17 protein-coding genes are annotated in these 20282 nt (G+C 69.2%); 8 read left to right on the forward strand and 9 right to left on the reverse strand.

What is annotated here, in order from left to right:
• Positions 1–140: 140 nt before the first annotated feature.
• Positions 141–476, reverse strand: a complete 336-nt coding sequence (locus tag ACZ6I3_RS31790) for a hypothetical protein (RefSeq protein WP_469419328.1) — start codon at positions 474–476, stop codon at positions 141–143.
• A 2-nt stretch (positions 477–478) separates the two neighbouring features.
• Positions 479–661: a hypothetical protein gene (locus tag ACZ6I3_RS31795; protein ID WP_469419551.1), complete on the reverse strand. Its 183-nt coding sequence runs from the start codon at positions 659–661 to the stop codon at positions 479–481.
• Between the two features lie 182 nt (positions 662–843).
• Here ACZ6I3_RS31795 and ACZ6I3_RS31800 point away from each other — a divergent pair, with 182 nt between their 5' ends.
• Together ACZ6I3_RS31800 and ACZ6I3_RS31805 are read left to right on the forward strand one after the other, a co-directional pair.
• Positions 844–1788 carry a helix-turn-helix transcriptional regulator gene (locus tag ACZ6I3_RS31800; RefSeq protein ID WP_469419330.1) on the forward strand — a complete coding sequence of 315 codons (945 nt, stop codon included), beginning with the start codon at positions 844–846 and terminating at the stop codon, positions 1786–1788.
• Between the two features lie 317 nt (positions 1789–2105).
• Positions 2106–2324, forward strand: a complete 219-nt coding sequence (locus tag ACZ6I3_RS31805; RefSeq protein WP_469419332.1) for a hypothetical protein — start codon at positions 2106–2108, stop codon at positions 2322–2324.
• Here ACZ6I3_RS31805 and ACZ6I3_RS31810 read toward each other — a convergent pair.
• Entirely contained in the window at positions 2300–3337 is a 1038-nt protein-coding gene (locus ACZ6I3_RS31810; protein ID WP_469419334.1) for a helix-turn-helix transcriptional regulator, read from the reverse strand. The genes ACZ6I3_RS31805 and ACZ6I3_RS31810 overlap by 25 nt on opposite strands.
• A gap of 233 nt (positions 3338–3570) precedes the next feature.
• Here ACZ6I3_RS31810 and ACZ6I3_RS31815 point away from each other — a divergent pair, with 233 nt between their 5' ends.
• On the forward strand, positions 3571–4785 hold the full coding sequence (locus tag ACZ6I3_RS31815) for a DUF418 domain-containing protein (RefSeq protein WP_469419336.1): 1215 nt from the start codon (positions 3571–3573) through the stop codon (positions 4783–4785).
• 5 nt (positions 4786–4790) lie between these two features.
• On the opposite strand, the gene ACZ6I3_RS31820 is transcribed toward ACZ6I3_RS31815, so the two are convergent.
• From ACZ6I3_RS31820 to ACZ6I3_RS31845, 6 genes are all read right to left on the reverse strand, one after another.
• Positions 4791–5900 carry a sugar ABC transporter substrate-binding protein gene (locus ACZ6I3_RS31820; RefSeq protein ID WP_469419337.1) on the reverse strand — a complete coding sequence of 370 codons (1110 nt, stop codon included), beginning with the start codon at positions 5898–5900 and terminating at the stop codon, positions 4791–4793.
• 276 nt (positions 5901–6176) lie between these two features.
• The gene (locus tag ACZ6I3_RS31825) at positions 6177–6629 is read right to left on the reverse strand and encodes a heat shock protein transcriptional repressor HspR (RefSeq protein WP_391101948.1); all 453 of its coding nucleotides are present in this window, start codon (positions 6627–6629) and stop codon (positions 6177–6179) included.
• Between the two features lie 5 nt (positions 6630–6634).
• Positions 6635–7822, reverse strand: coding sequence for a molecular chaperone DnaJ (dnaJ, locus tag ACZ6I3_RS31830; protein ID WP_469419339.1), 1188 nt, complete (start codon positions 7820–7822; stop codon positions 6635–6637).
• Positions 7823–7858: 36 nt separating this feature from the next.
• A complete protein-coding gene (gene grpE / locus ACZ6I3_RS31835; protein ID WP_469419340.1) occupies positions 7859–8512 on the reverse strand; it encodes a nucleotide exchange factor GrpE in 654 nt (217 codons plus the stop codon).
• Positions 8509–10359, reverse strand: a complete 1851-nt coding sequence (dnaK, locus tag ACZ6I3_RS31840) for a molecular chaperone DnaK (RefSeq protein ID WP_469419342.1) — start codon at positions 10357–10359, stop codon at positions 8509–8511. Before dnaK ends, grpE begins: the two co-directional genes overlap by 4 nt.
• A gap of 94 nt (positions 10360–10453) precedes the next feature.
• On the reverse strand, positions 10454–11491 hold the full coding sequence (locus tag ACZ6I3_RS31845) for an MraY family glycosyltransferase (RefSeq protein ID WP_469419343.1): 1038 nt from the start codon (positions 11489–11491) through the stop codon (positions 10454–10456).
• 168 nt (positions 11492–11659) lie between these two features.
• Between ACZ6I3_RS31845 and ACZ6I3_RS31850 the strand changes: the two genes are divergently transcribed.
• The 5 genes from ACZ6I3_RS31850 (at position 11660) to ACZ6I3_RS31870 (ending at position 20279) form a co-directional block, all read left to right on the forward strand.
• Positions 11660–14668, forward strand: coding sequence for an NACHT domain-containing protein (locus ACZ6I3_RS31850; RefSeq protein ID WP_469419345.1), 3009 nt, complete (start codon positions 11660–11662; stop codon positions 14666–14668).
• Between the two features lie 178 nt (positions 14669–14846).
• Positions 14847–17180, forward strand: a complete 2334-nt coding sequence (locus ACZ6I3_RS31855; protein ID WP_469419347.1) for a (Fe-S)-binding protein — start codon at positions 14847–14849, stop codon at positions 17178–17180.
• A 221-nt stretch (positions 17181–17401) separates the two neighbouring features.
• A complete protein-coding gene (locus tag ACZ6I3_RS31860; RefSeq protein ID WP_079130912.1) occupies positions 17402–17695 on the forward strand; it encodes an AbrB/MazE/SpoVT family DNA-binding domain-containing protein in 294 nt (97 codons plus the stop codon).
• Positions 17696–17717: 22 nt separating this feature from the next.
• Positions 17718–18035, forward strand: coding sequence for a hypothetical protein (locus ACZ6I3_RS31865; RefSeq protein ID WP_469419350.1), 318 nt, complete (start codon positions 17718–17720; stop codon positions 18033–18035).
• Positions 18036–18425: 390 nt separating this feature from the next.
• Positions 18426–20279 carry an Hsp70 family protein gene (locus tag ACZ6I3_RS31870; protein ID WP_469419351.1) on the forward strand — a complete coding sequence of 618 codons (1854 nt, stop codon included), beginning with the start codon at positions 18426–18428 and terminating at the stop codon, positions 20277–20279.
• Positions 20280–20282 lie beyond the last annotated feature (3 nt).

The raw sequence follows: 20282 nt of genomic DNA on the forward strand, positions 1-20282 counted from the left end.
CCCCCCCCCCCCCCCCCCCCCCCCCCCCCCCCCCCCCCCCCCCCCCCCCCCCCCCCCCCCCCCCCCCCCCCCCCCCCCCCCCCCCCCCCCCCGCTGCGGGGGGAAGCACCTGAGCGATCTGTTACGACGGGGGAATCGCGTCAGGCACTGCGGGGGGTGGCAGAGATGGTCCGCGGGGCAGGGGATTCGGCGTTCACCTGCTCGTGGTCCCTTTGGTCCAGGTTCACAAAGATCATTCCGTACCGTACGGCGCACCGCACAGGCTGCGGCGCCCCCCGAGGCCGCCGCAGGCACCGGTAAGCCCGTACGTCCTCGTCCTCGTCCCGCGTGACGACCACCGGCTCGCCGAAGACGGTCACCATCAACGAGTCACCACTGTGGGGGATGGCGGTGACCAGGTCGATGAAGTGCCAGCCGGAGCGGTAGGCGGTGGCCATCTCTCTGCGGAAGGAGCGGTCGTCGGGTGGAGTGGTCACGGTCAGCTCCCGGTTTCCGCTGCCCCGGAACTCGGCCAACTGCTGTTGCTCGCGCCGTTGGTGTTCACGGCAACAGACGGCCAGCTGCTGTTCGCCCGAACATCGTCCTTCGCATCGGAGAAGCCACTCAGGGTGCCGAGGGCCACAACGGCGGAGAAGGCGGCGACAAGCACCGAGCGAAGCATTCTGTTACGCATAGTCGGCTTCGTCCTCACTTGAAGGTCCCCTTTTCCCCCGTCAGGTACGACGATGGCTCATTCGGGCACGTCATGGCCACACAATCGATGCATCATGTTCCTGCATGTTCAGGACCCTGGGGGGTGGAGATTTGGCAGCGAATCGGACTAAGGCGACACATCCCCATGCGATGACCGAGTGGTGCGAGGAGGGCGGCCGTCTGTATGCCGCCGCACTGCGCGCCGGGCGCATCGCTCGTACGGATGCGGAGCCCGCCCCCTGCCTGGTGGAGTTCGCCCTGCTTCATCCCGATCCGGACGACCCGAACTGGCTGCGTCCGGTGCCCCCGGCGGTCGCCCTGTCCCGGCAGCTCAACCCGCTGGAGCAGGAGATAGCCGACCGCCGGCGTCTGGCAACCGGCCTCGCGGAGACCTTTCAGCCGTTCATGGCCCTGGGTACCCAGCTGGCCGCCACCAGTGACGCCATCACTGTGCTCGAAGGCGGCGAACGTATCAATGCCGCGCTCAACATGGCCACCGTCCAGTGCCAGGCGGAGATGCTCACCGTCCAGCCGAGCGACCGGATGTCCGAGCGCAGCCTGCTGCGCGGGCTGGAGCGGGACAGGCCGCTGATCGAACGCGGTGTGCGCATCCGCACCCTGTATCAGCACACCGCCCACTACAACCCCGAGCAGCTGGCCTACGCCGCCCAGCTCTCCAACGGCAAGGCGGAGTACCGCACCATCGACGAAGTCGTCGAGCGCCTGATCATCTGCGACGAGTCGGTCGCCTTCATCCCCGCGCGCGACGACCAGCAGGTCGCCCTGGAGCTGCGCCATCCCGGCCTGGTCCGCTACCTCATCAAGCTTTTCGAGTACCTGTGGGACCGCTCGGTGCCGCTGAGCACGGGCACGCCGTACGAGACGGCCCGCGGCGGCATCACGGACATCCAGTACTCCATAGCCAAGCTCCTGATCGAGGGCCATGTCGACGAGGCCATCGCACGCCGTCTGGGCATGAACGTCCGCACCTGCCGCGCCCACATAGCCAAGCTGGCCTCGGCCCTGGGCAGCGGCAGCCGTGCCCAACTCGGCTATCTCATAGCGCAGTCGGGGATCCTGCAGCAGGATCACTGAGAAGGAGGAATCCCCGAGTGACCTTCGGCCTGCTGCACCCCGCGGTCGACGACCTCCACCGGCTGGAGCCCGCTGCGGATCTCCGGGGAACGCATCGCGAGCGAGCGGCGACGCGAGGAGCGGCTGGCCGAGACGTTCGGGCCGCTCCTGGCCACCGACGGGCACGACCCGGCCGCGGCCGGCCCCCGACGCTGACACTCCTGAGCGGAAGGAGCGGATCAACCAGGCCATCACGGAGGCCATGGCGGACGCGTCCCGGGAACTGCTCACCGTCCAGCCCCGCACCAGAATCACCAGGGACCGGGGCGAGGCGGCCTATGCCGTCGCCACGAGCCGCGACCAGGCACTCCCCCCTGACCGTCGCGCACCAGGAACGGCTGACGGGCGACATCGAGGCGCGTGCGCTGGACGAGGTCACCGACCGGCTCATCGTCGTCGACCGGGCGGTCGCCTTCGTCCCCGCCGACATCGAGGGGGCCCTCGCCCTGGAGATCCGCGCAGCTGGGGTTCCTCATCGGACGGTCGGGGATTCTTGACCCGGAACCCTGAGGGACGCGGCGGAACGCGGGGGGCCGTCCAGACCTGCCTGGGCGATGCGCACCCCGAGCTGCGTACGACTGGCCGCTCCCAGCGTCTCCGAGAGGCGGGCGATGTGCGCCCGGCACGTCCGGACGCTTATCCCCAGCCGTTCCGCGATCACCGCGTCCTGGTGGCCCTCCGCCAGCAGGGCCGCGATGGACTGCTCCCGGTGGGAGATGCCCTCGATGCCGGTCTCGGGGAGCGCCGCGGTCAGCGGGATGGCGAGGCGCCACAGGCGCTCGAACATGGTCACCAGGTACTCGACGATCGCGGGGTGCCGCAGCTCCAGGGCCATCGTGCGGTCGGTGTTGGCGGGGATGAAGGCAACCGTCCGGTCGAAGAGGATCAGCCGGTCGATCACCTCGTCCAGCGTGCGTGCCTCCACGGCGTCGCCCATCAGCTCCAGATACGTCAGCAGCCCCTGCCCGTGCCGGGCGACATGCGTGTACAGGTCCCGCATCCGCACGCCCCGGCCGCGCAGCGCCAGCGCCCGGTGCAGGCCCTCGGAGAGTTCCGCCTCGCGCCGGATGCCGCCGGGCTGGACCGTGAGCACCTCGGTCGTGCACGCCTGGGTCGCCTCGTCCACCGCCGCCTGGATCCGGGCCAGTCCGTCCAGCACCCGGATCGCCGAGCCCTCCCCCGACGGCGGGGCCGGCCGCACCTGGCGGCCGAGACCGGCGTACCACTCGACGGCCTCCACCGCCGAACCCACCCGCCGCTGACTGGCGCTGACCTCGTCGTACATCCCGCGCAGCAGCCGGGTCATGACCTCCTGCGGGGAGGTCGGCACCAGCCAGTCCATGTCGTCGGGGTCCGGGTGCAGCAGGGCGAGTTCCAGCAGACAGGGCACCGGTTCGGCATCCCCGCGCGGCACGCGGCCCCGCCGTACGGCCCGGGAATACACGCGATCCCCGGCCTCGCACAGTCGGTCAGCACCGTGTGGATGCTCCTCCGCCCCGTGCCCGGCCATCGCCCGTCTCACCCCCGGTCGCCGTCTTTCCGCAGCGCAACTATGCGCGGACCGGCCCTGCTCCGCAACACGGCTCCCCCGCAGTCACGGCCCTTTTCCAGCCGTTTTGCCGCCGAATACGCCCCCTCACGGAGCCGCTGAAGCATGAGGGGGGTGGTGCGGGCGCAGCCGGCGTGTGACCCTCTGTGAGGACGGTCCCGGCCAGGCCCGTCCACGGACACCTCGGAGGCCCCGTGACCGTCAACACCGGGGTGGACCCCCGGCGTCTGCCCGCTGTCGACGCGCTGCGGGGTTTCGCCCTGCTGGGCATCCTGGTGGTCAACAGCGCCCAGATGATGGACCCTTACGTCGCCGAGGGGATCCGCCGGCCGGACGCGCTCCCGTGGGACCAGGCCGCCGTCTGGCTGGTGACGGCGCTGGCGGCGTTCAAGTTCTACCTGCTGTTCTCGTTCCTGTTCGGCTACAGCTTCACCCTGCAACAGGCCTCCGCCGAGCGGGACGGAGCAAACGCCACCGCGCGCTTTCTGCGCCGGTCCCTCGGCCTGGTACTGCTCGGACTGGCGCACGCGGTCGTGCTGTACAGCGGCGACATCCTGCTGACCTACGGCCTCCTGGGCCTGGTCCTGCTGTGCGCTCGCAGCATCAGGCCGGCCACCGCGGTGAAGGCCGCCGCCTGGATCTACGGGGTCTACGTCGTCGTCCTCACCGCGCTGGGGGCGCTGGCCACGCGGGTGGACGACGAGGAGCCCGCGTCACACCAGCCGATCGCGCGGCCCCTGGCGGCCTACCGAGGCAGTCCCGGCACCGTCGTCCAGGAGAACCTGGACCGGCTGCCCGAGGCGCTCCTCGGTGCCCTCCTCATGGCTCCGGGCGTGCTCGGCGCGTTTCTCCTCGGCCTGGCCGCGGGGAAGCGGCGCCTGCTCGCAGCCGGCGGAGCGGACCGCCGTCGACTGCTGCGGATCACGGCCGTCGGACTGACCGCCGGAGTCCCGGGCGCCGTCTTCTTCGCCTCCGCGGCGGACGGTCCGCTGGACGCCCGGTGGCAACTCCTGGGCATCGGCGTCGGCATGCTGACGGCACCCGCCCTGTCGGCCGCGTACGCCTGCCTCCTGCTGCTCCTGCTGCGCTCGTCGTGGGGAGACCGGGTGCGGCGGCTGTTCGTCCCGGCGGGGCGCCTGGCGCTCACGAACTACCTCGGGCAGTCCCTGATCATGATGTTCGTGGCCACGGCGTACGGGCTGTCCCTCTACGGGCAGGTGGGGCCGGCGGCCGTGCTGCTGCTCGCGGGCGCCGTGTACGCGCTGCAGCTCGCCCTCAGCACGGCGTGGACACGGCGCCACCGGCACGGGCCCGCCGAGTGGCTGCTCCGGGCGGTCACCCTGGCCGGACGGCCCGGGAGGGCCGGTGCGCCGGGAGTGCCGGAGCGCGAGGCGGCCCACCGGGGCTGAGCGGCTCACTTCAGGCCGATCGCCTCGCACGCGGCGCGGTACTTGGCCGTGCAGATGTCCGACAGCTTGTAGATGTCGTCCGCGACCACCGTGTCCTTGATGTTCCCCTTCGTCAGCGCGACGACGGGCACCAGCTGGGCCGGGATGGCCTTGTGGGTGGGGCTGTCGACCTTGTCGCGGGTGAGGGAGGCGAACTGGATGTCCCGGCCCTGGACCTTGGCCACGGCCATCTCCGCGGCGTTCTCGGCCTCCTGCGGGTACGACTTGTACACGCTCATGTACTGCTCGCCCGCGATGATCCGCTGCACCGCCGGGAGCTCCGCGTCCTGCCCGGTGATCGGCGGCAGGTCACTCACGCCCGCGGCCTCCAGCGCCTGGACGATGCCGCCGGCCATGCCGTCGTTGGCGGAGTAGACCGCGGCGATGTCGTCCTTGCCGATCGCCTGGATCGCGTCGGCCATGTTGGCCTGCGCGTTCTCCGGCTTCCAGTCCTTGGTGTCGAAGGACTGCGCGATCGTCACCTTGCCGTTCAGCGCGGACATCGCACCCGCCTTGAACTGCTTGGCGTTCGGGTCCGTCGACGAGCCGTTCATCATGACGATCTTGTCGGAGGGGCTCGCGTCCTCGCCGATGGCCTCCAGCAGGGTGCGCCCCTGGACCTCGCCGACCAGTTCGTTGTCGAAGGAGATGTAGGCCTCGATCGGTCCCTCGGCCAGCCGGTCGTAGGCGATCACCGGGATGCCCGCCTCCTTGGCCTTCTTGACGCCGCTCGCGATGGCCTGCGAGTCGACCGCGTCCAGCAGGATCACGTCGACCCGGTCGTCGATCATCTTCTGCATCTGGCTCGCCTGCGTGTCGGCGTCCGCCTCGGCGTTGGCGTACTCGACGCGGCCCTTGTTGTTGGTGAGGGACTCGACCTTCGTCTTGATGATCGGGTAGTCGAAGTTCTCGTACCGGGTGTTCGCCTTCTCCGGGAGCAACAGGCCCACCGTGATGTCGTTGCCCTTGGCCGGGCTCGCGTCGTCACTGCTCCCCGTCGCGTTGAGCGCGCCGCACCCGGCGAGAGTGACGGACATCGCGGCCGCGGCCACGGATATGGAGATACGACGACGCATGTCGGGAGCTCACTTCACGTGTGATTCGGACGTGGGCACAGCTTTGTGGCCCATGTGACTGAAAAGCCAACGCGGACGCGGCCCTCAGCGTCAAGCGGAAGCACTTAACGAGATGACAACACCACGCTCCGCAAGCGTTGTGAAGACTCTGCGGAATCATCTCCAAGTTCCCTGCACGGGCTACCCATCGACGGGAGACCCAGCGAAACCGGGCCAAGACATGCGAAAGGGGCCGGGAGTTGCCTCCCGGCCCCTTCACAGACTCTGGACAGCCAGTCAGTCCGACTGCTGCTGCCGCTTCGGCCGCCACACCACCAGCGCGCTGCTCTGCTGGACCTCCTGGTACGGCACGAGGTCGCGGCGGTACGACGCGTGCACCGCCGCCTCGCGCTGGCGCATCGCCGCCGCCGCGCCCTCAAGGGCGTTCTCCAGTTCGGCCGCACGGGCCTGGAGGGCGGCGACCTGGTTCTCCAGTTCGATGATGCGCTTGATGCCGGCCAGGTTGATGCCCTCGTCCTGCGACAACTGCTGGACGGTGCGCAGCAGCTGGATGTCGCGGGCCGAGTAGCGCCGGCCCCGGCCGGCGGTGCGGTCGGGGGACACCAGGCCCAGGCGGTCGTACTGGCGCAGGGTCTGGGGGTGCAGGCCGGACAGCTGGGCCGCCACCGAGATGACGTAGACCGGGGTTTCCTCGGTCAGTTCATACGGATTGCGCCGACGACCGTCCATCTGACTCATGCTCCCTTCGCGGCCTGGAACAGATCCGCCCGCGGATCCTCACCCGAAGTCGCCTCGCGATACGCCTCGAGTGCGTCACGAGCCTTCCCCGTCAGGTCCGTCGGAACACTCACCTCGACGGTGACCAGAAGGTCCCCGCGGGTGCCGTCCTTGCGGACCGCGCCCTTGCCCCGGGCGCGCATGGTGCGGCCGTTGGGAGTGCCCGGCGGGAGCTTCAGCGTGACGGGCGGGCCGCCCAGCGTCGGCACCCGGACCTCGCCGCCGAGGGCGGCCTCGGCGAAGGTCACCGGGACGGTGACGGTGAGGTTGTCGTCCCTGCGGCCGAACACCGGGTGGGAGTCGACGTGCACGACCACGTACAGGTCGCCCGCCGGGCCGCCCCGCTCACCGGGCGCGCCCTTGCCGCGCAGCCGGATCCGCTGGCCGTCGCTGACGCCCGCGGGGATGCGCACCTGCATGGTCCGCGAGGACTTGGCCCGGCCGCTGCCCTTGCAGACCTCGCAGGCGTGCTCCGCGATCAGGCCGCGGCCCTTGCAGTCGGGGCAGGGGTCGGTCAGGGAGAAACCGCCGCCGCTGCCCCGGGCGACCTGCCCGGTGCCGACGCAGGTCGGGCACACGCGCGGCGTGCCGTTCTTGTCGCCGGTGCCCGAGCAGGCCTTGCAGGGTGACTGCGAGGACATGCGCAACGGGACCGTCGCGCCCTCGATCGCCTCGGTGAAGCTGAGCGTGACCTCGGACTCGATGTCCTGGCCGCGCCGGGGGTGCGTACGCGTCCCCGGACCGCCCGCGCCACCGCGGTTGAACAGGCCCCCGAAGACGTCACCGATCCCGCCGCCGAAGCCGCCGGCTCCCTGCCCTTGGCCCTGGGCGCCGCCTCCGAAGAGGTCGCCCAGGTCGAAGTTGAAGGAACCGCCGCTCCCGCCGGGCCCCGGCCGGAAGCCGCCGTTGCCGAAGAGGGCGCGTGCCTCGTCGTACTCCTTGCGCTTCTTGGGGTCGCCGAGAATGTCGTTGGCCTCGGAGATCTCCTTGAAGCGCTCCTCCGCCTTGACGTTTCCCTTGTTGGCGTCCGGGTGGTTCTCGCGGGCGAGCTTCCGGTACGCCTTCTTGATCTCGGCCTCGGTGGCGTCCTTGGGGACGCCGAGGACCTTGTAGTAGTCCTTCTCGATGAAGTCCTTGGTGCTCATCCTCGACGCCCCTCCTTCCTGTCGTCCGTTATGACGTCAGCCCTCGTCCGGGCCACCGCTCTCCTTGTCGTCGGCGTCGGCGGACTCGTCCGCCTTGACCGTCTGTGCCCCCGGCTGGGGTTCGGCCACCGCCACCCGCGCGGGGCGGATGGTGCGCTCGCCGATCCGGTACCCGGGCTGCAGAATCGCCACGCACGTCGTCTCGGTGACGTCCGGCGCGTAGCTGTGCATCAGGGCTTCGTGGATCGTCGGGTCGAAGGGCTCGCCCTCCTTGCCGAACTGCTGCAGGCCCATCTTCGCCGCGGTGCTCTCCAGCGACTCGGCGACGGACTTGAAGCCGCCGACCAGTTCGCCGTGTTCGCGTGCGCGGCCGATGTCGTCGAGCACGGGCAGGAGCTCGGTCAGGAGGTTCGCGATGGCGATCTCCTTGACCGAGATCCGGTCGCGCTCGACCCGGCGGCGGTAGTTCTGGAACTCGGCCTGGAGGCGCTGGAGGTCGCCCGTGCGCTCGCTGAGCGCGGTGCGGGCCTGGTCCAGCTGGGCCACCAGGGCCACGTCCTGTCCCGTGTCCCCGGCCGGGGCCGCCCCTTCCTCGGAGGGGGAGGCGGCCTTCGGCTCGGCGTCATCGGAGGTGGCGCCGGAAGGGACGTCGGGCTGCTGCTCGTCGAAGCCCGGGGTCTCCTCCGTCACGCGGCACCGTCCTTCCGGTCCTCGTCGACGATCTCGGCGTCGACGACGTCGTCGTCAGCGGCCTTGGCGCCACCCTCGGCGGCACCCTCGGGCCCGCCGGCGGCCTGCGCGGCGTTGGCGTCCGCGTACATGGCCTGGCCGAGCTTCTGCGAGACGGCCGCGACCTTCTCGGTGGCGGTGCGGATCTCGGCCGAGTCCTCGCCCTTGAGCTTTTCCTTCAGCTCGGTGACGGCTTCCTCGACCTCGGTCTTGATCTCGCCCGGGACCTTGTCCTCGTTGTCCTTGAGGAACTTCTCGGTCTGGTAGACGAGCTGCTCGCCCTGGTTGCGGGACTCGGCGGCCTCGCGGCGCTTGTGGTCCTCCTCCGCGTACTGCTCGGCCTCCTGGCGCATGCGGTCGACCTCGTCCTTCGGCAGCGAGGAGCCGCCGGTGACGGTCATCTTCTGCTCCTTGCCGGTGCCGAGGTCCTTCGCCGTGACGTGCATGATGCCGTTGGCGTCGATGTCGAAGGACACCTCGATCTGCGGGACGCCGCGGGGCGCCGGGGGCAGACCGGTCAGCTCGAACATCCCGAGCTTCTTGTTGTACGCCGCGATCTCGCGCTCGCCCTGGTAGACCTGGATCTGCACGGAGGGCTGGTTGTCCTCGGCGGTGGTGAAGATCTCGGACCGCTTGGTCGGGATCGTCGTGTTCCGCTCGATGAGCTTGGTCATGATGCCGCCCTTGGTCTCGATACCGAGGGACAGCGGGGTGACGTCGAGGAGCAGGACGTCCTTGACCTCGCCCTTGAGGACACCGGCCTGCAGGGCGGCGCCGATGGCGACGACCTCGTCCGGGTTGACGCCCTTGTTGGCGTCCTTGCCGCCGGTCAGGTCCTTGACCAGCTCGGCGACGGCGGGCATACGCGTGGAGCCACCGACGAGAACGACGTGGTCGATCTCGGAGAGGTTGATCCCGGCGTCCTTGATGACGTTGTGGAACGGCGTCTTGCAGCGCTCCAGCAGGTCCGCGGTCAGCTGCTGGAACTGGGCGCGGGTGAGCTTCTCGTCGAGGTGCAGGGGGCCCTCGGCGGAGGCGGTGATGTAGGGCAGGTTGATCGAGGTCTCGCTGGACGAGGACAGCTCGATCTTGGCCTTCTCGGCGGCCTCGCGCAGACGCTGCAGGGCCATCTTGTCCTTGCCCAGGTCCACGCCGTGGCCGGACTGGAACTGCTGGACCAGGTAGTCGACGACGCGCTGGTCCCAGTCGTCACCACCGAGGTGGTTGTCACCGTTGGTGGCCTTCACCTCGACGACGCCGTCGCCGATCTCCAGCAGCGAGACGTCGAACGTACCGCCACCGAGGTCGAAGACCAGGATGGTCTGGTCGTCCTTGTCGAGGCCGTATGCCAGGGCGGCGGCGGTCGGCTCGTTGACGATGCGCAGCACGTTCAGACCGGCGATCTCGCCGGCCTCCTTCGTGGCCTGACGCTCGGAGTCGTTGAAGTACGCCGGGACGGTGATGACCGCGTCGGTCACCTTCTCGCCCAGGTAGGACTCGGCGTCCCGCTTCAGCTTCTGGAGCACGAAGGCGCTGATCTGCTGCGGGTTGAAGGGCTTCCCGTCGAGCTCGATCTTCCAGTCCGTGCCCATGTGCCGCTTGACGGAGCGGATGGTCCGGTCCACGTTCGTGACCGCCTGGCGCTTGGCCACCTCTCCGACGAGCACTTCACCGTTCTTGGCGAAGGCGACGACGGACGGCGTGGTCCTGGCGCCCTCGGCGTTGGTGATGACGGTGGGCTCGCCGCCCTCCAGAACGCTGACGACGGAGTTAGTCGTGCCCAGGTCGATGCCGACCGCACGTGCCATGGTTGATTCCTCCAGCTGACTTGAGTGGAACGGACTCAAGTGTGCACGAGACCCCCCGACCGGTCAACAGAGGTGAGTCGACCGGACTCAACTCTTATCCGTTCCTTACACGCAACGGGGCTCTGACCTGCGGCGACATCTCACGTCGAGGAGCCTTGGGGCCTCGGGAGGGGGACACCGAGACGCGTGACACAGCGAGGACGACGACGAGCGCCGACCCCGCCACCCACCACAGCACGTCGTTGCCGACCCAGCCGGCGTGCGCGAGTACCCCGACGGCCACCCCGGACAACGCCCCGGTCCCCAGCAGCAGGCTCGCCCCCGGCGCGGTCAGCCCGAGCCGCCGCAGCCGGTGCGCGAGATGGTCCGGCCCGCCGCGCAGCACGGCCCGCCCGGCCAGCCGCCGCGACAGCAGCACCAGCCCGGCATCCGCGCACACCAGGGCGGTCAGGGCGAACAGCACCCCCGCGCTCTCCCCGATCCCGGACCCGGCCCGCGCGTACACGGCCCCCAGGGCGATCACGAACCCCGCAGGCATGGACCCGCACGCCCCGAGCCCGACCCGGGCCGGATGCCAGTTGTGCATCAGGAACCCGGTCAGCGCGGCGGCCAGCACGCTCATCAGTACGGCGATCCCGTCCATCACCTCGACCGCGGCACAGACCCCCACCCCGAAGGCGGTCACGACCCCCACGGTCCCGGCGAGCCCGTCGGCGTGATCGACCCCCCGGAACCCGAGGGTCAGCCCCGCGACCCACACGACGGCCAGCAGCCCGGTCCCCACCCCCGTCTCCCCGTACGGCACGACGCACGCGGCCGCCGCGGCCGTACCGGCGAACAGCACCCTCCGCCGCAGCCGCCACACGTCGTCGACCAGCCCGAGCAGGGCCACCACACCCCCGGCGACGAGCAGTTCCCGCACCTCGCCCCCGGTCGGCACACCCTCCACCCACCCGTAGCCGCACACCACCACCCCGGTGACCACCACGACGGCCACACCACCGGACAGCGGCACCTCCCGCTGCCGCCGCCGATCGACCAGCCGCACCCACCGGGCGGGCGCCCGGAGGAGAGCGGCGAGCAGGGCGGTGAGCAGCAGGGCGATGGCGGCGGCACTGATCCCATAGAGCACGGAACCAAAATAGGGGTTATTGGGGTGATTAGACCGGAATAACACGATCATCCCGGGCGTCGTGACGGCTGCGGCGGGGAAACAACAGGTCGAACCAGCCCTTCTCTCCGGCGCCTTGTGGGAGCCTGAGACGCCTCGAACCGTGGCAGGGCTCAGGGGGAGGCCGCGATGGGGGACGTGCTGGGGACCTGGTCGGTGGGGCTCGGGGGCTTTCTGCTCGGCATCGCCGTTCTCGCGCTCAAGGACTGGCTCGGCACCAAGGCGAAGGTGCTCCTCGACTTCCTGTACGGCCGATTCGCCGGCAGCCGCCTGCTGCGCCGGGCCGCCCTCGCCAAGTACACCCGCGAGGTCTACCGCCGGCACAAGGAGTTCCCGGTCTCCTTCCAGGTCGACGAGGCGCTCAAACTGCCCATGGCTTCGGTCTACGTACCCCTGCGCGGCGGGTCGGGCGACCAACTCGCGGCCTCCCTGCGCGAAGCCCGCCACAGTGTGGTCCTGGGCGTCCCGGGTGCCGGCAAGACGATGCTGCTGCGCCACGAGGCACTGATGTGGGCACGGCCCAGGATCCGCGAGGGCCGCCGCCGGGTCGACCTGGGCGACCTCAGGGACATCCCGGTCCTGCTGGAACTCCACCGCCTGAACAAGGACGCCACGGCCGGTCTGGAGCAGCACATCGTCCGGCACTTCGAGCGGCACGGCTTCCCCCGGGCCGGCACCTGGGTGGCGGGCGCGCTCGACCGCGGCGACCTGGCCCTCTACCTGGACGGGCTCGACGAGGTGAACAGCGACATCCGCGACCGGATCGTCGACATGATCAAGGACTTCGCCGAGACCCACCCCGAGTGCCGGCTCGTGGTCACCTGCCGTGTCGCCGTGTACGAGGGCCAGTTCACCGAGTTCCACCAGACGTTGCGCGTGCAGGACTTCGACGAGCACCTGATCCGCCGCTTCCTCGGCGGCTGGCCCTGGCAGGCCGGGACGGCATCGGACAGCGTGGAGCAACTGCTCGGCGCCCTGCGGGACACCCCGCAGATCATGTCCCTGGCCCGCAACCCCCTGCTCCTGACGATGATCGCGTACCTCTACGACTTCGTGTACGCGGGAACGGACCAGGTCCTGCCGCACACCCGGTCCGAGTTCTACAAGCAGGTGATCGACAACCTCCTGATCGACCGCCGCCGGCAGTCCGTCTTCCCGCACCCGCTGAAGAAGGCGGTGCTGCGCCGCCTCGCCCTAGTCGCCCAGGACGTCCCCTCGGACACACACGACCGGCTCGCACTGCCCGAGGCCGTCGTGCTGTCGACCACCCGGACCGTCCTGGAACGACAGGGCCGGGATCCGCTCCAGGCCGAGGAGGTGATCCGGGAGATCGCGCACCGCAGCGGGCTGCTGCTCGTCGTCGACAACGGCGAGCGCTACCAGTTCGCCCACCTGACCCTCCAGGAGTGCCTGGCCGCCATCGAACTCGCGGCCGACCCGCGGGCCCTGCTCCGGCGCTACACCGCGGATCCGCAGGCGTGGCGCGAGACCGTCAGGCTGTGGTGCGGAGTGGAGCCGCACGACTCCTCGGAGGTCATCCGCCAGGTCTTCTCCGGCGACCCGGTCCTCGCCTTCCAGTGCCTGGCCGACGCGCACACCGTGGACGACGCCCTGGCGGAGGAGATCCTCGGCCACTTCCGCGCCCGGCTGGGGACGGCCGACGGGCCTGACGGTCACGGCGAAGAGGCGGAGATCGCCGCCTTCGGACTGGTGGCGGCCGACCGGCGGCGACACGGCACGGAGGTCTTCGAGTTCCTGCGCCGGACGGCGACGGAGACCGGCGACCCCGCCCGTGCCCTGGCTGCGGCACGCGCGCTCGCGGCGACGAACCTGCCGCAGGTGGCCGAGGTGCTCAGCCGCCAGCTGTCGGAGCCAACCGACCCCGCCTGGCTGGCGCTCGCGTCGATGGGGGATCTGGCGGTGCCGGCGTTCAGCCACTGGTCGCGGTGGCAGCCGGAGGCGTATCGGACGCTGTGGTCGATCCGTACGCCGAAGGCTGCGCTGGCTTTGAACGAGCGGTTGTGGAAGACCCAGGAGCCGCAGCACCTGGAACTCATCGCCTTCTGCCTCGGGGAACTGCTCACGGTCCCCGAGATCGCCGCCGCGCTGCGCACCGCACCGGTGCCGCCGGCCGAGCGGACCTGGGGCTGGGAGTGGGTCTGGCGGCCCTTCGCACAGGGGCCCGACGACGCCCTGGTCAGGATCGCGGGACGGATCGCGGAGATCTTCTACAGCTCCTACGCCATGGTGTGGAATGCGCCCACCGACGTCCCCGCCCCGGATCCGAGGCTCATCGCCCCGCTGTTCATCATCCATGACAACAGGCCATGGGATTTCTTCGAGCACGGTGCACCGCTGCGGATCGCCGCCGCGCAGGTGACCGCGCTGCAATCCGTCCTTCCGGAGTTGCGCGTCGACCGTACCGATCCCGAGGCCCCCGTCATCCACCCGAACGAGTTGGCCAGGCTCCTGGAGTCGGAGTACCTCAGCGGACGAGAGCGACCGCAGGAGGAACCCCCCGGACTGACCCAGGTGCTCGACACGGCACTGGAAATCCTCGAACGCAACAGTCTCTCCGACCTCCGCACAGGGCTCGCCCGGCTCCTCCCGCCCCGCTGGCGGCTCCGAGTGCTCGTGGCTCTGCTCCAATCCCAGGAACCCGTGGACATCCGGGTCTGGGACGCGAAGCCGGACGAGCTCCGCTCGCACGAGTACGTCTTCCTGACCCGCAACCGCTACACCCGCTCCGTCTTCGTGATCTGGGGCGCGCTGTCGGCTCTCGGCCTGTGGCGTGCGCTGATGGCGACCACCGGCGCACGGCCCCTGGAACCGGTCTGGCCGGTCTGGGCGGGGCTCGTGGTGATCGGTGTCGGCTGGCTGGCCCCGGTGGTCATCAAGCGCGGGCCGCGCCCGCTGCACGTCCCGGCGGCCATCACGCTGCTCGTGGGGCTGGTCGCCGCGAAGGCCTTGAGCTATGTCGCGATGAAGGAGATCTGGAACACTCCTGCCGCCGTGATCGGCGTGCTCGTCGTCACCGGGGTGTGGATCATGGGAATCAACCGGTCCTCCGAGTTGCGCTGGCGCCACCGCACCCGCAACCACCCGGTCCGCCGCCTCCTCCTCGACCCGCTGCTCTGAGGCGCCGTCCCACTCAGGTAACCCTCAGCGACGCAGATCACCGCAGGGCTGGCTACAGTGCGACAGAGGATAGGGGTAGTCTCAAACGGACTGCATAAGTTACCGCTTAGTAATTTCGGGAACCTTCGTTGACGACAGGTTTTCCCGACGAAACCCCTCGCAGGCCCGAGGAGCCCCCATGCAACTCGCCGCGATCATCGTGTCGCTGGTTCTGACCGTGGTCGGCGTCGCGCTGCTCGCACGCGCGATCGGCCAGTTCGTCCGGTACTTCAAGCTGGGCCAGCCGGTCCCGGCGGGTGCCCGGACCGACAATCCCTACCAGCGCAGCGTGACCCTGGTGAAGGAGTTCCTCGGGCACACGCGCATGAACCGGTGGGGCATCGTCGGTGTCGCCCACTGGTTCGTCGCCGTCGGGTTCCTGACGCTGCCGCCGACCCTGGCGCAGGCCTTCGGGCAGCTGTTCAAGGCCGACTGGGTGCTGCCCGTCATCGGCGGCTTCCTGCCGTTCGAGCTGTACATCGAATTCATCGGTGTGATGACGGTGCTGGGCATCGCGGTGCTCATCGCGATCCGCCTGCTGAACCTGCCGTCGCGCCCGGGCCGCAAGTCCCGCTTCGCGGGCTCCAAGGCCGGTCAGGCCTACTTCGTCGAGTACGTCATCCTCACCATCGGCCTGGCGATCTACGTGCTGCGGGGCCTGGAGGGCGCGCTGCACCACGTGGAGCACTACGAGGCGGCGTACTTCGCCTCGTACCCGCTGGTCCTGGCCTTCAAGGGACTGAGCGTCGCGGCGCTGCAGAACCTGGTCTACCTGGTCGCGACGATCAAGATCGGCACCTCGTTCGTCTGGATGATCGTGGTCTCGCTCAACACCAACATGGGTGTGGCCTGGCACCGCTTCCTGGCGTTCCCGAACATCTGGTTCAAGCGCGAGGCGAGCGGCGGCACGGCCCTCGGTGCCCTGCAGCCGATGACGTCCGGCGGCAAGCCGATCGACTTCACCGACCCCGGCGACGACGACGTCTTCGGCGTCTCCCAGGTCGAGCAGTACTCGTGGAAGGGCCTGCTGGACTTCTCCACCTGCACCGAGTGCGGCCGCTGCCAGTCGCAGTGCCCGGCGTGGAACACGGGCAAGCCCCTCTCCCCCAAGCTGCTGATCATGTCCCTGCGGGACCACGCGCACGCCAAGGCGCCGTACCTGCTGGCCGGCGGCGGCAAGACGATGGAGGGCGAGGAGAAGGCCTCCGAGGAGCAGCTCAAGGACGTCCCCGCGGCCGCCCTCGCGGAGGCCGAGCGCCCGCTGATCGGCACCGCCGAGGAGAACGGCGTCATCGACCCGGACGTCCTGTGGTCCTGCACCACCTGCGGTGCCTGTGTCGAGCAGTGCCCGGTGGACATCGAGCACGTCGACCACATCGTCGACATGCGCCGCTACCAGGTGATGATCGAGAGCTCGTTCCCGTCCGAGGCGGGCACGATGCTCAAGAACCTGGAGAAGAAGGGCAACCCCTGGGGCCTGGCGAAGAAGCAGCGCCTGGAGTGGCTGAAGGAGCTCGACTTCGAGGTCCCGGTCGTCGGCAAGGACATCGAGGACCTGTCCGAGGTCGAGTACCTGTACTGGGTCGGCTGCGCGGGCGCGTTGGAAGACCGCGCGAAGAAGACCACCAAGGCCTTCGCCGAGCTGCTGAACATCGCCGGCGTCAAGTTCGCCATCATGGGCGGCGACGAGAAGTGCACGGGTGACTCCGCCCGCCGCCTGGGCAACGAGCCGCTGTTCCAGGAACTCGGCATGGAGAACGTCATGTCCCTCAACGCCGCCTTCGGCGAGGAGATGGACGACGAGGGCAAGGTCACCGACGAGTCCCGCAAGCCCAAGTCCGCGAAGAAGATCGTCGCGACCTGCCCGCACTGCCTCAACACGATCGGCAACGAGTACCCGCAGCTCGGCGGCGACTACGAGGTCATCCACCACACCCAGCTGCTCCAGCACCTCGTCGACGAGGGCAAGCTGGTCCCGGTCACGCCGGTCGAGGGCATCATCACCTACCACGACCCGTGCTACCTGGGCCGCCACAACAAGATCTACACGCCCCCGCGCGAGATCATCGCCAGCGTCCCGGGCATCCGCAACGAGGAGATGCACCGCCACAAGGAGCGGGGCTTCTGCTGCGGCGCCGGTGGCGCCCGGATGTGGATGGAAGAGCGCATCGGCAAGCGCATCAACAACGAGCGCGTCGACGAGGCCCTGTCGGTCAACCCCGACATCGTCTCCACGGCCTGCCCGTTCTGCCTCGTCATGCTCACGGACTCCGTGAACGGCAAGAAGAACGACGGCAAGGCCAAGGAGTCGATCACCGTCGTGGACGTGGCCCAGCTCCTGCTGGACTCCGTCAAGACACCGGCCCCCGCGGAGGGCTCCGACGGCGACGACGATGACGACAACGGCGGCGGCGAGCCGCCGGCGGGCACGGCAGACTCGGAGAACGCGCCGGAGCCGGAGCCGGTGAAGTAGCTCTTCCCCTGTCGCGGTTGTTTCCGACGTCCCCTGCTGTGAAGGAACAGCAGGGGACGTCGTCGTTCACAGGCCCGTCGCGATGTTCCACCGCTGATGGACCGAAGCCGCCGGATGGTAGATTGTGAGAAAGTCGGAAAGTTGGAGAGTCGCAATTTGACGTATCACTGGGTAGCCTGAGTAGCGAAGGAGACATGGAAGGTGAGAGTGGGAGGTCATCCATGGCTGCGGCTACGTTCCAGGCCAGCGTGCGCGACAAGGGGCAGCTGACGCTGCCCGCAGGCGTACGCGAGGCGCTGGGGGTCTCCCCAGGTGACGAGCTTGAGTTCGAGATCAATGACGCCGGCGTCGTCGAGGTTCACGGACTGAGGAAGATCCGCACCGATCAGGCCTGGTTCTGGACGGAGCGGTGGCAGGCCGGTGAGCGCGAGGCCAGTGAGGACATCGCGGCTGGGCGCACGACCCGCCACGAGGACGTGGACGGCATGTTCGCGCACCTCGACAAGGAGAGCTGACCCCGACCCCCTGGAGGCCCTATTGCCGACCTTCGCGACGACTGCCCGCTTCGACCGCGACTTCAAGAAGCTCCTCCCGAAGGAGCGAGAGCGGTTCGAGGACACCGTCCGGAACAAATTCGTACCGGACGTCGCGACTGGGCAGTTTCGGCCCGGCCTCCGAATCAAGCCGGTCCAGGGAGTCAGACTCCCTGACGGCGAGCGCCCCGTCATGGAAATGACCTGGGCGCCTGACGGGCGCGCCACCTGGCAGTACGGAGATGAACTCCGCGCAGGCGAGCCGCACGTCATCTGGCGCCGGGTCGGTGGACACGAGATCTTCGATCCGGGTCCCGCCTGAGAAGCCGAGAGCGGCCCACATGAACACGTGCTGGGCCGCTCTCGTGTCGTTCCGCTGGGTTCGTGTCCACATAGACACCGGCGAAAGACATCGATCAGAAATTTGATCCTCTCGAACAGAATCGTTCGGGCCGCGCGTCATCGGCGGGCGGTAGCCGATGCGAGATGTGTGGCCTACGAGGTGCGTCACACTCGGGAATTCCTGCCGGGACAACGCCGCACGATCCCCTGACCGACAACATTGTTATGTGTTTTCACAGCGGCCCCGTGGGAATGAAGAACGCGTTGAATCGGCCACTCTGCAGGCCGGTTCGCGCGTACGAGGGTGGGGACCGGCGAGCGCGATTCTTCCTGTCCCCTGCCCGCATCCGGTCTGAGGGGGAGGGCTGGGTTGAGCCATTCACCGTCCGTCAGCGCGTTCGTGCCCAAGGTCGTCGCGGCCATCGATTTCGGAACACATGGCTCCGGATTCGCCTGGGCGACTGTTTCGAATCTGCAGAACATGGTCAACAACCGCTACATCGTCTACCAGGACTTCGTACCCCATGGCGGCAGCAGTTCCTATCCGAAGGATCTGACGGCCGTCCTGGTGGATCAGTCCGGAACGGCCGTGGAGTTCGGATTCGAGGCCCGCAAACGCTGGCAGACCGAACTCAGCCGGGGAAATCCGAACCGTCTCGGATACGCCACCAGGTTCAAGATGGCGCTGCGGTCCGACGCCCCGCGGGTCGACGTACCACGCTTCCTCGGCAGCCTTGCCGGGGCCGACCGCCAGACGGTGCGGAGGTTGATCGCGGCCTGTCTCGGCAAGCTGTACCGGACAGCCCTCCAGGAGATCGAGGCGACCAGCTACCGCGGCATCGGATTCACGGAGGACGACATCCGCTGGTGCATCACGGTACCCGCGATCTGGACGGACTCCGAGAAACGAGCGATGCGTGACGCCGCGGCACAGGCCGGCATGCCCGCCGACGCGGAACGGCTGCTGCTCGTCAGCGAGCCGGAGGCGGCGGCCGTCTACTGCGCCCTCACCCCCGGCACCCTGCTCGGACCGACGCGGCCCGAAGGCCGTCTCGACGTCGCGACGGCCGGCAGCCGCTTCATGGTGGTCGACTGCGGCGGCGGCACCGTCGACATCACGAGTTACCAGATCCGCCCGGAAGGCGTCGGTTCCAACCGGCTGGCCGAGATCGGCATCGCCGACGGCGGCCCGCTGGGATCGGCCTACATCAACCAGCACTTCGTCGAGCAGGTGCTCGCCGACCGCTTCGGCGTCGAGCAGTTGAAGGCGCTGACGGTCTCCCACCCGCGGGAGATAGCCATGCTGGAGGACCGCTGGGAGGAGCAGAAGCTCGGCCTGCACTCCGAGACGGAGCCCGACGGCACACCGACCCTCACCAGCTCCTGCGACATCGAAGTACCCGGCCGACTCTGGGAGGCACTCACGGAGTCCACCAGGGAGCGGCTGACGGAGCTGGCCTTCGACGACCCCTATCACCTCGTCCTGACCCCGCAGGAGGTCACCGCACTCCACGACTCGGTGGTCGAGCCGGTTCTGGACACGATCGAACGGCAGTGTCGGACCGTCCTCGACGGCGGCCCCGTCAAGGGCGTGGACCAGATCCTCATCGTCGGCGGATTCGCCCGCTCCACCTATCTGCGGGACCGGATCGCCCACCGGTTCGGCGGCGAGATCAAGGTCGTGATCCCGCAGGATCCCGCGGTCGCCGTCCTCGGCGGGGCCGTGCACTTCGCCTACGACCCGTCCGTCATCTGGGGACGCCGCTCGAAGTACACCTACGGCTTCGGGTGCTCCATGCCCTTCCGCGACGGGGTGGACCCGGTGGACAAGCGCTACACCAACGACGAAGGGGAGGTGAGGTGCAACCGGCGATTCCGCGTCATGGTGTGGCGCGGCGACCTGGTCCCCGTCGACCGGGTCGTCGAGGACAACCTCAGGGTGACGGAACGCAGCGTCCGCACCTTCGACATCCCTTTGCTCGCGACCTTCAGCGACGATCCGCAGTACACCGACGAGGAGGGCTGTGAACTCGTGGGGACGGTCACCGCGGATGTGTCCGGGTCCGTGAACCTGCCGTCCACCAAACGCAGGCTCGACATCTTCTACGCGTTCGGCGGCTCGGAGATCGCGGTCGAGACGTGCGACCGGGTCAGTGGCGCGCGCCGCAAGGCCACGATCACGTTCACGGAACTGTACGGACGGCACGGCAAGGCAGGTGGGTGATTC

The sequence above is a fragment of the Streptomyces sp. NPDC041940 genome (assembly GCF_055589465.1).